The following is a 10,482-nucleotide window of genomic DNA, read 5'->3' on the forward strand; positions in this document are numbered from 1 at the left end:
TGCTACCCCTTTTACTGATAATTTTCACTCCTCGGACATTGTTTACGTGCTAGTTAAAACTCTGTATATGGAATGGTGTTTTTTATGTTTTTATATTGTTGTGGTTGTATGGTATTTTTGCAAAATATGTCTCCATTTATGGAAAATTAGGTGGAATCTTGTGCTTTTTAACAACGACTTTAATAGAATATGTGCTGTACCAATAGGCCGTGGTCAAAACTTATATTAGGCCTAAACAAAACAACATCACATATGGAGTTACAATGAGTAACCAAGCCGTAAAAAAAGCACCATCGACTGAGAAGATCAGTGGTATGGACCGCTTTCTAAACTTCATTGAACGCGCCGGCAACAAAATTCCAGATCCAGCAATCCTGTTCTTCTGGGCTCTAGTTATTGTATGGGTAGCATCTGCACTTTTATCGAATCTTTCATTCGACTTAATCAACCCTCAAACGGGTGCTGCTCTTGAAGTAAACAACCTACTAACTGGTGAAGCGCTTGCTAGCTTCCTAGCGAATATGGTTACCACGTTCACAGGCTTCGCACCTCTAGGCATCGTACTTGTTGCTATGCTAGGTGTTGGCGTTGCAGACTCTTCAGGCTTCATTACGACTGGCCTTAAGAAGATGCTTAACTTCACGCCAGCTAAGCTACTAACGCCGATGCTAATCTTGGTTGCTATCGTGTCTCACACAGCAGCTGATGCAGGTTACGTTCTAGTAATCCCTCTTGGCGGTATCATCTTCCACGCTGCGGGTCGTCACCCTCTAGCGGGTATTGCAGCAGCGTTTGCTGGTGTATCAGGTGGTTTCTCAGCGAACTTTATCCCTTCAGGTATTGATCCGCTACTAGCTGGTTTCACTCAAACAGCGGCAAACGTTCTTGACCCTGCATATGTGATCAACCCTCTAGCGAACATCTTCTTTACTGGTTTGTCTTCAATTCTAATTGTGGCAATTGGTTGGTACGTTACAGAGAAAATTATCGAGCCTCGTCTTGCTAATACGCCTGTAGATGAAGATGCAGAACAAGCACCTGATCTAGGTACGTTCACAGCCATTGAATCTAAAGCATTCAAATTCGCTGGTTGGGCAATGGTTGCCGGTATTGGTCTGCTTATCGCGGCTCTAATGCCTGAAAACTCAGCACTTCGTTCACCTGAAGGCGAATTAACGGCGTTCTCAGCACCAGTAATGAAGTCTATCGTTCCTCTGATCTTCATCCTGTTTATTATTCCGGGTATCGTCTACGGCCGTGTAGCGGGTACATTCAAGAATAGTAATGATGTTATCAAAGCAATGTCTGAGACGATGGCAACGATGGGCGCATACATTGTAATGTCGTTCTTCTGTGCTCAGTTCCTATCTGCATTCGCTCAATCAAACATCGGTACTATGCTGGCACTTTACGGTGCTGAAGGCTTGAAAGCGATGGACCTTCCAGGTGAAGCAACGGTTGTTGGTATGATTCTACTAACGGCTGCAGTTAACCTTCTTGTTGGTTCTGCTTCAGCTAAGTGGGCACTGATTGGTCCTATCCTAGTTCCAATGCTAATGGTTGTGGGTATCTCTCCTGAGCTATCTCAAGCGGCTTACCGTGTAGGTGACTCAGTGTCTAACATCATCTCTCCACTAATGGTGTTCTTCCCACTGGTTGTTGTTTACTGTCAGCGCTACGTTAAGTCGACAGGTATCGGTACTCTAGCTTCTCTAATGATGCCATTCTCGATTGCGATGTTAATCGGTTGGTCTATCTTCTTGCTAGCTTACTGGGCTCTTGGTATCCCACTAGGTATCCAAGCACCTTACACTTACACAATGTAAGATTGAACTAAGCAAAACTAAGCTTTATTCATTGCTAAGCCCGCACCGAAATGTGCGGGCTTTTTTTCGCTATTTTTTCCGTTTTTTATATCCAAGGTTTTTATATCCAAAACTTTCTATATCCAAAACTTTTTATATTCAAAATAAAGGCACTCAGCTTATACTCCGGATTACGGCTAATTGTTGGCCGGTAAATTTAGGAAATCCAAGCCACATGAAAATTCTGCTTTTAGTAGGGTTAATTGTTTTAAATGGTCTGTTTGCCATGTCTGAGATTGCATTGGTAGCAGCAAAAAATAGTCGGCTGAAACGCTTAGCCGAAAAACACCGCTCCGCTCAGGTTGCTCTTGATCTCAAAGAAAACCCAACCCGCTTCCTCTCTACAATCCAAATCGGTATCACGGTAATCGGCCTACTCAGCGGGATTGTGGGTGAGGCGACGCTATCGGCTCCACTAGCCGTTCAACTTGAACTGTGGGGACTAGACCCAACACAAGCGAACATCTTGTCTACTGCGGTTGTGGTGGTAGGTATTACTTATTTCGCTATCGTTGTCGGTGAGTTGGTACCAAAGCGTTTTGCTCAGTCTCAAGCTGAAAACATTGCTGTGTTAGTCGCGCTGCCAATCTTCTGGTTATCTAAAATCGCGACGCCGTTTGTGTTTGCGTTGTCGGCTTCAACGGAAGGTATTCTTAAGTTGATGGGCCGAGGCGGTGAAGAAGATAGCGTTACCGAAGATGATATCCATGCACTTGTGAAAGAGGGCTCAGAATCGGGTGTGATTGAACGCGGCGAACAAGAGATGATTCGTAATATCTTGCAGCTTGATGATCGTCTTGTGAGCTCATTGATGACTCCGCGTCGAGACATCGACTTTCTGGATGTCGACCAACCCGTTGAGCAGATATTAAAGAAACTGCGTTCATCAAAACACAGTGTGTTTCCATTGTGCCAAGATCACCTCAATAAAGTGGTGGGTACAGTGTCAGCCAAAGCCTTGCTGAATCAGGCGGGCAATCTAAGCATTCAAGTGATCATGGGGCTGTCTCGCTCGCCGATCTATGTTCCAGAATCGATGAAAGCTCTGCGTCTACTTGGCTACTTTAAAGAGTCGGGCACCGAGATGGCATTCATTGTCGACGAGTATGGCGATGTTCAAGGTCTTGTGACTCATTACGATATTCTTGAGGCGATTGCTGGCGAGCTATCGAATAATCCGAACGATCTTTGGACCGAGCAAGTGGAAGACGGTTTGTTGGTGGATGGATTGATTCCTATCAGTGAACTGAAAAACCGTTTAGAGCTATCGGATTTTGAGGGCGAAAGCGAGAGCTTCCAAACGCTGAATGGCCTTGTGACATGGTTAATAGGGCGCTTACCGGATGCAGGCGAAGTTGTTCAATACCAGCAGTGGCAGTTTGAAATTATCTCTGTTGAGAACAATCGCATTGTGAGTATCAAAGCGACGCCAATAGCCGATGACATAGAAGACGCTAATAGCTAACAGTTCGACCAACCAGCAAGCGGCAATGGTTCATTGTCTGTTGTTGTCTATTACCTCTTTATTGTTCATTATCTCTAAGATTAGGTATGCTTCACCGCATACCTATTTTCGTTTTTATCCTTTGTTTCTGGAGTTCCCTTTGTCAGACCATCAATTCACCCCTCAAGATGAAATCTTCATGCGACGCGCCATCGAGGTGGCTACGCAAGCAGAGAGCGAGGGAGAGGTTCCTGTTGGTGCAGTATTAGTAAAAGATGGGGAGATTATCTCTGAAGGATGGAACCGTTCGATTGGCAGCCACGATGCTACGGCACACGCAGAAATTGAAACCTTGCGTAAAGCCGGTCAAGCCTTAGAAAACTATCGGCTACTCGATACCACTTTATACGTTACGCTAGAGCCTTGCCCAATGTGCGCAGGTGCCTTGCTACACAGCCGAGTAAAGCGCATTGTGTTTGGTGCTCCAGACTTAAAAGCAGGCGCTGCAGGTACAGTGTTGAATTTGTTTGAAAGCCAGGCCTCATACCACTATGCCGACGTTGAACATGGTTTGTTAGAGGAAGAGTGCCGTGAGCAATTACAAGCGTTTTTCAAGCGTCGTAGAAAAGAGATAAAAGAGAAGCGAAAGCAAGAACGTCTGTTGGAAGAGCAGCGTTTAGAAGCAGAGATGAAGGCTGGCAATAAGAAATAGCAGCGTACTTTCGGCACTCTCTATCGCAAGAGTGCCAAGCAAACTGACTGAGTAACTACATTTACTCAGCAATCATCTGCATGAAAGCGCGATTGCGCCAAATGATCTTCTTCTTATTATTTGAAAGCATACGCTTACGACGGTTTGCAGCAACGGTCTTATCAAGGCGTTTCGATTTCAGTTTCTTCATCATTTCAATGATTTCCTATTTGTCGTCTGACTTTTTAGTTTGGACTAACGATTTAATTATAGTGTTATTCGTTTATTTGGCCTGTCGCGCGCTTGGCTTACCCAGAAGAGCAGTTCTAGCGAAAACCCAGCACGGAAGTGCAACAGAGCGTAATTTTGATTATGGTGTGCCGTTATAAAGTTCGATTGTTACTGCAATATGACACATCGATTTTCACGGCCTTTTGTCGAGCTTATTCTTTTATGCGCAGTTATAAAAAGCACAATAAAAAAGAGCAATGCTTAATGGCATTGCTCTTTTAGTTTCTATTGCGAAGATTCTGAACTGCTTACTGTCGATTCAGCAGCGCTAATGCTTGATTCAGCACGAGAAGTCTCTAAAGGTGGGATGACAATCAAACCCTCAAGACTCTCTTCTTGTTCTTTATTACGCTTATTTACATGGCCGATGATGCTTTGGTAATAACGGCGAATGTTCTCAACGTAGTTTCTCGCTTCATCACCACGCGCATAGCCGTAGCGAGTTTGGCTGTAGTACTTCTTCTGTCTTAACAGAGGCAGTCTGTCTTTCACATCGCCCCAAGCATCGGGATCGCCACCTTGTGCCTTCGTGAGGCGACGCGCGTCCATCATGTGCCCGTAACCGACATTGTATGAAGCAAGTGCAAACCAGATCTTTTCGTGTTGAGTGATTGAATCTGGTACTCGGTTCACGATACGACGCAGGTACTCGACACCGCCTTGTATCGACTGGTTCGGGTCGAGACGGTTGGTTACCCCAACACTCTTCGCGGTGGGCAGTGTCAACATCATCATGCCACGAACACCCGTTGGTGAGCGTGCAACAGGGTTCCAGTGTGATTCTTGGTAGGCCAAAGCGGCAATCAAGCGCCAATCAAATTCTTGAGAGTACCTTTGAAATAGCGGCGACCATTTTGGCAACTTGCTGTCCAGTGCGCGGATAAAGGCACGAGTATCAACGTAGTCAAAAGTGCCGATGTGGCCGATGTATTTCTCTTCTAGTGAAGCCAGTTCACCAGACTGTTTTAGGTTACCGAAGAACTCAATCAACAGAGCATAAAGGCTTTCATCTTCAGACTTCTGCAAATACCAAGAGATAGGTTGGTCTTCTGTCAGTTCAAAAGCCAAAGCTACGTCTGGGTATAAACGTTGTGCCAGTGACAGCTCAATTGAGTCCGCAACCGTAAATAAGCGCTCGCCAGTCGATACTTCTTTGAGCAGGTCGTTGATATCAGCATTGCCGACCGCATCATAGATAAAGTCATCGTGTGTTTTCTGCAGCTGCTTTAGTGTTGGCTCAAAGTGTGAGTCTTTCACCACAACCAAAGATGGCGTTAATGTGTCAGTAGACGCCGCCTCTTCTGATTCAGTTTGTGCTTTAACAAAGTCAACCTGACGCTCATTCTCGAAATTGATCAGTTGTTCAAGGTTTCTCGGTCGCCACTGGCCTTTTTTGTATACGACCTGTTGGCTTACGTAGTAATAAGCAGGTGCGGCGCGATAAGCTCGTGTCAGTTTGTTGTTTTGCGTTAAGCCGGTCGCGATAAGATCGATTTCGCCTTTCTGCAGTGCAGGGAACAAGCCAGACAAACGGTAAGCGGGTTTAACCTCAAGCTTTACACCAAGCTCCTGCGCAAATTCACGAGCTAATTCGTAATCCAAGCCAGCAGGACCATCAGGACCGATGTAATAAGAGAGTTGGTTATTTAGGGTGCCGACACGAAGAACGCCACGATCTCGTATCTGCTCAAGGACACTTTTAGGTTCAGATTCAATCTGGCATCCAGCCAACCCAAATAGGGCGATGGCGAGCAGAAGGAACTTAGACGAAAAGATGAGCGTAAATTTAGGCATCAAAATGAAATCTCGAAAAGTGGAAGCTCCTTTATACCAAACCCCGCAAGGCTGGCAAAGCAGGTTTAATTAAACAGTTGTAAAAGTGGTGATAAATGCAGCAAAAGTACCATTTACGCAGAAAGATAAAAAAAATCACGCAAACGGTTGCTTTTGGTGTTACGTCACAAAAAGAAATGCTTTATAATGCGCTCGCATTGAAGAGGTGGGATCGGCATAGGTTTTTAAACCTTCGGGAATAGCTTCGAAGAAAACAGTTAGGTTTTTCCTTTAACCCACTGAATTTATTCCAATACTACCTTAATCAACTGCATAAGAGACGTAAGCACATGAGAATTTTGCGTGGCTCCCCAGCTCTATCTGAGTTTCGTGTTAACAAGCTTTTAGAGCTTTGTCGTGAATTAAGCTTACCTGTAACAGGTATTTACGCTGAGTTTGCCCACTTTGCTGATCTAACGGCAGACCTAGATGAGTCTGAAGTTGAGAAGCTAGAAAAGCTACTGACTTACGGTCCAACGATTGAAGAGCATGAACCTGAAGGTTTACTGCTGCTTGCAACGCCACGCCCAGGCACTATCTCGCCTTGGTCTTCAAAATCAACAGATATCGCACACAACTGCGGACTGGCTAAAGTGTCACGTCTAGAGCGCGGTACTGCTTTCTACATTGAAACCTCTGCTGAACTTTCTGAACTTCAACTTGTTGAGCTGAAAGCCATTCTTCACGACCGTATGATGGAAGTGGTTTTCACTGACTTCGAATCAGCGGCGGCACTGTTCACTGTTGCTGAGCCTGCTCCTTATGCGGAAGTTGACCTACTAACTGGTGGACGTAAAGCGCTTGAAAAAGCAAACGTTACCCTAGGTCTAGCACTTGCAGAAGACGAAATTGATTACCTTCTTGAAAGCTTCACTGAGAAGCTAGGTCGTAACCCGACTGACATCGAGCTAATGATGTTTGCACAAGCGAACTCAGAGCACTGTCGTCACAAGATCTTTAACGCTGATTGGACTATCGATGGCGTTAAGCAAGAAAAATCATTGTTCAAGATGATTAAGAACACCTTTGAAACGACACCAGAGCACGTTCTGTCTGCTTATAAAGATAACGCAGCGGTAATGACAGGTTCTGAAGTGGGTCGTTTCTTCCCAGATCCAGAAACTCGCCAGTACAACTACCACCAAGAAAAAACACACATCTTGATGAAAGTTGAAACGCACAACCACCCAACGGCAATCTCTCCATGGCCGGGCGCATCAACAGGTTCAGGCGGTGAAATCCGCGATGAAGGCGCTACTGGTATTGGCGGTAAGCCAAAAGCGGGTCTGGTTGCTTTCTCTGTATCTAACCTGAAGATTCCAAACTTCGTTCAACCTTGGGAAACAGACTTTGGTAAGCCAAGCCGTATCGTAACGGCTCTGGATATCATGCTTGAAGGTCCTCTTGGTGGCGCAGCATTCAACAACGAATTTGGTCGTCCAAACCTACTAGGTTACTTCCGTACTTACGAAGAGAAAGTAAACTCTCACGCAGGTGAAGAAGTACGTGGTTACCACAAGCCAATCATGCTGGCTGGTGGTCTAGGTAACATTCGTGATGATCATGTTCAGAAGAAAGAGATCCCAGTAGGTGCAAGCCTAATCGTTCTTGGCGGTCCAGCAATGAACATCGGCCTTGGTGGCGGTGCTGCATCTTCAATGGATTCTGGTTCGTCTTCTGAAGATTTAGATTTTGCTTCTGTACAACGTGAAAACCCAGAGATGGAACGTCGTTGTCAGGAAGTTATCGACCGTTGTTGGCAGCTTGGTGATGCGAACCCAATCGCATTTATCCACGATGTGGGCGCGGGCGGAATCTCGAATGCACTTCCTGAGCTCGTCGACGATGGCGAGCGTGGCGGTATCTTTAACCTACGTGACGTGCCAAACGATGAGCCGGGCATGAGCCCACTTGAGATCTGGTGTAACGAATCTCAAGAGCGTTACGTAATGGCGGTTGCTGATAAAGACTTAGCGACATTTGAAGCGATTTGTAAGCGTGAACGCGCTCCATTCGCGATTGTTGGTAAAGCAACGGAAGAGCGTGAACTTAAACTTGAAGATTCACACTTCGACAACACGCCAATCGACATGCCGATGGACATCCTATTAGGTAAAACGCCTAAGATGCATCGTGACGCGAAGACGTTAAAAGCGAACAATCCTGCGATTGACCGTTCTGGTATCGAACTAAACGAAGCGGTTGACCGTATTCTTCGCCTACCAACAGTGGCTGAGAAAACATTCCTTATCACTATCGGTGACCGCTCGGTAACAGGCCTTGTCGCTCGTGACCAAATGGTTGGCCCTTGGCAAGTTCCAGTAGCGAACTGCGCAGTAACAGCTGCAAGTTACGACTCTTACCACGGTGAGGCAATGTCTCTTGGTGAGCGTACGCCAGTGGCTCTACTAGACTTCGGCGCATCGGCTCGTCTAGCGGTTGGTGAAGCTATTACTAACATCGCAGCGACCAACATCGGCGATATCAAACACATTAAATTGTCAGCTAACTGGATGTCTCCAGCAGGTCACCCAGGTGAAGATGCTGGTCTTTACGAAGCGGTTAAAGCGGTTGGTGAAGAACTATGCCCGGCACTGGGTCTAACTATCCCTGTGGGTAAAGACTCAATGTCGATGAAGACTAAGTGGGAAGAGAATGGCGAGCAGAAAGAAGTAACCTCTCCGCTATCTCTTGTTATCACTGCGTTTGCACGTGTTGAAGATATTCGTAAGACGATTACGCCTCAACTTCGCACCCCTGATAACCTTGAAGGACTAGGCGACACTTCACTGGTTCTTATCGACCTAGGTAACGGCAAAAACCGTCTAGGAGCAACGGCTCTAGCGCAAGTTTACAAGCAGCTTGGTGACAAGCCAGCAGACGTAGACAATGCAGCACAGCTAAAAGGTTTCTACGAAGGCGTTCAAGCACTTGTTGCTAACGATCAAGTTGTGGCTTACCACGATAAAGGCGACGGTGGTTTATTCGTAACGCTAGCAGAAATGGCATTCGCAGGTCACTGTGGTGTTAATGCAAACATTGAAGCGTTAGGTGAAGACACGCTAGCAGCACTGTTCAACGAAGAGCTAGGTGCAGTAATCCAAGTCCGTAACGACGACCTAGACGCAGTACTTTCTACTCTTGCAGCTAACGGTCTAGAAGCATGTTCTCATGTGATTGGCAGCGTTGTTGGTGAAGGGGAAGCATCAGATGAACTAGTGATTAAGTCTGGCGAGTCTGTAGTGATTGAACGTAACCGTACTGAACTACGTACTATCTGGGCTGAGACAACGCACAAGATGCAAGGTCTGCGTGATAACCCAGTATGTGCTGACCAAGAACACGAAGCGAAGAAAGACAACTCGGACCCAGGTCTGAACGTGAAACTGAGCTTTGACGTAAACGAAGACATCGCAGCACCGTTCATCAACACAGGTGCTAAGCCTAAGATGGCGATTCTACGTGAGCAGGGTGTTAACTCTCACGTTGAAATGGCAGCAGCATTCGACCGTGCAGGCTTCGAAGCAACTGATATTCACATGAGCGACATCCTAACAGGTCAAGCGGTACTAGAAGAATACAACGGCCTTGTGGCATGTGGTGGCTTCTCTTACGGTGATGTACTAGGTGCTGGTGAAGGTTGGGCGAAGTCGGTTTTGTTTAATGACTCTACTCGTGACCAGTTTGAAAACTTCTTCAAGCGTGAAGATACCTTCTCTCTAGGTGTGTGTAACGGTTGTCAGATGCTGTCGAATCTACGTGAACTTATCCCAGGTGCGGAGTACTGGCCACGTTTCGTTCGCAACGAATCTGAGCGCTTTGAAGCACGTTTCAGCCTAGTAGAAGTTCAGAAGTCAGATTCTGTATTCTTCAACGGCATGGAAGGTTCTCGTATGCCAATCGCTGTTTCTCACGGTGAAGGCCGCGTAGAAGTACGTGATAACGACCACTTAAACGCGATTGAAAACTCAGGTACGGTTGCTCTACGTTACGTTGATAACAACGGTAACCAAACGCAGCAATACCCGAATAACCCGAATGGTTCGCCAAACGCTATCACAGGTTTAACAACGACTGACGGCCGCGTGACAATTATGATGCCTCACCCAGAGCGTGTATTCCGTACGGTTGCAAACTCTTGGTCTCCGGAAGGTTGGGGCGAGAATGGCGCTTGGATGCGTATGTTCCAAAACGCACGTAAGAACGTGGGTTAATTGAAAACGATTTAAACAGTGTTATCGGGACAATAACCACAAGCGCAGATCGAAAGGTCTGCGCTTTTTTTGGTGGTGAGTGTGGTGTAGGGATCACCGTATAGTGGATGTGTGTATAACAAACTTTTGTCGAGTAGACGACAC

General features: G+C 46.2%; 5 protein-coding genes and 1 pseudogene. 4 read left to right on the forward strand and 2 right to left on the reverse strand.

Annotation, left to right across the window (positions count from 1 at the left end; translation table 11 throughout):
• Nucleotides 1–263 precede the first annotated feature (263 nt).
• The 3 genes and pseudogenes from AB4371_RS20135 to tadA all read left to right on the forward strand — a co-directional run bounded on the left by AB4371_RS20135 (nucleotide 264) and on the right by tadA (nucleotide 4,021).
• Nucleotides 264–1,826: an AbgT family transporter gene (locus tag AB4371_RS20135; RefSeq protein WP_017059875.1), complete on the forward strand. Its 1,563-nt coding sequence runs from the start codon at nucleotides 264–266 to the stop codon at nucleotides 1,824–1,826.
• A 214-nt stretch (nucleotides 1,827–2,040) separates the two neighbouring features.
• The gene (locus AB4371_RS20140) at nucleotides 2,041–3,330 is read left to right on the forward strand and encodes a hemolysin family protein (protein WP_017067641.1); all 1,290 of its coding nucleotides are present in this window, start codon (nucleotides 2,041–2,043) and stop codon (nucleotides 3,328–3,330) included.
• An 86-nt stretch (nucleotides 3,331–3,416) separates the two neighbouring features.
• Nucleotides 3,417–4,021: pseudogene (gene tadA, locus AB4371_RS20145) on the forward strand (tRNA adenosine(34) deaminase TadA).
• A gap of 61 nt (nucleotides 4,022–4,082) precedes the next feature.
• Here the strand turns inward: tadA and AB4371_RS20150 are convergent.
• Complete coding sequence (locus AB4371_RS20150; protein ID WP_017059878.1) at nucleotides 4,083–4,214, reverse strand: hypothetical protein; 132 nt, start codon at nucleotides 4,212–4,214, stop codon at nucleotides 4,083–4,085.
• Between the two features lie 302 nt (nucleotides 4,215–4,516).
• The gene (gene mltF / locus AB4371_RS20155; protein WP_372150568.1) at nucleotides 4,517–6,085 is read right to left on the reverse strand and encodes a membrane-bound lytic murein transglycosylase MltF; all 1,569 of its coding nucleotides are present in this window, start codon (nucleotides 6,083–6,085) and stop codon (nucleotides 4,517–4,519) included.
• 329 nt (nucleotides 6,086–6,414) lie between these two features.
• Here mltF and purL point away from each other — a divergent pair, with 329 nt between their 5' ends.
• Nucleotides 6,415–10,338 (forward strand): phosphoribosylformylglycinamidine synthase, encoded by a 3,924-nt coding sequence (gene purL, locus AB4371_RS20160; protein WP_372150569.1) that lies wholly within the window; start codon nucleotides 6,415–6,417, stop codon nucleotides 10,336–10,338.
• Nucleotides 10,339–10,482 lie beyond the last annotated feature (144 nt).

The organism is Vibrio sp. 10N.261.51.A3 (assembly GCF_041471965.1).
Taxonomy (GTDB): Bacteria; Pseudomonadota; Gammaproteobacteria; order Enterobacterales; family Vibrionaceae; genus Vibrio; species Vibrio crassostreae_C.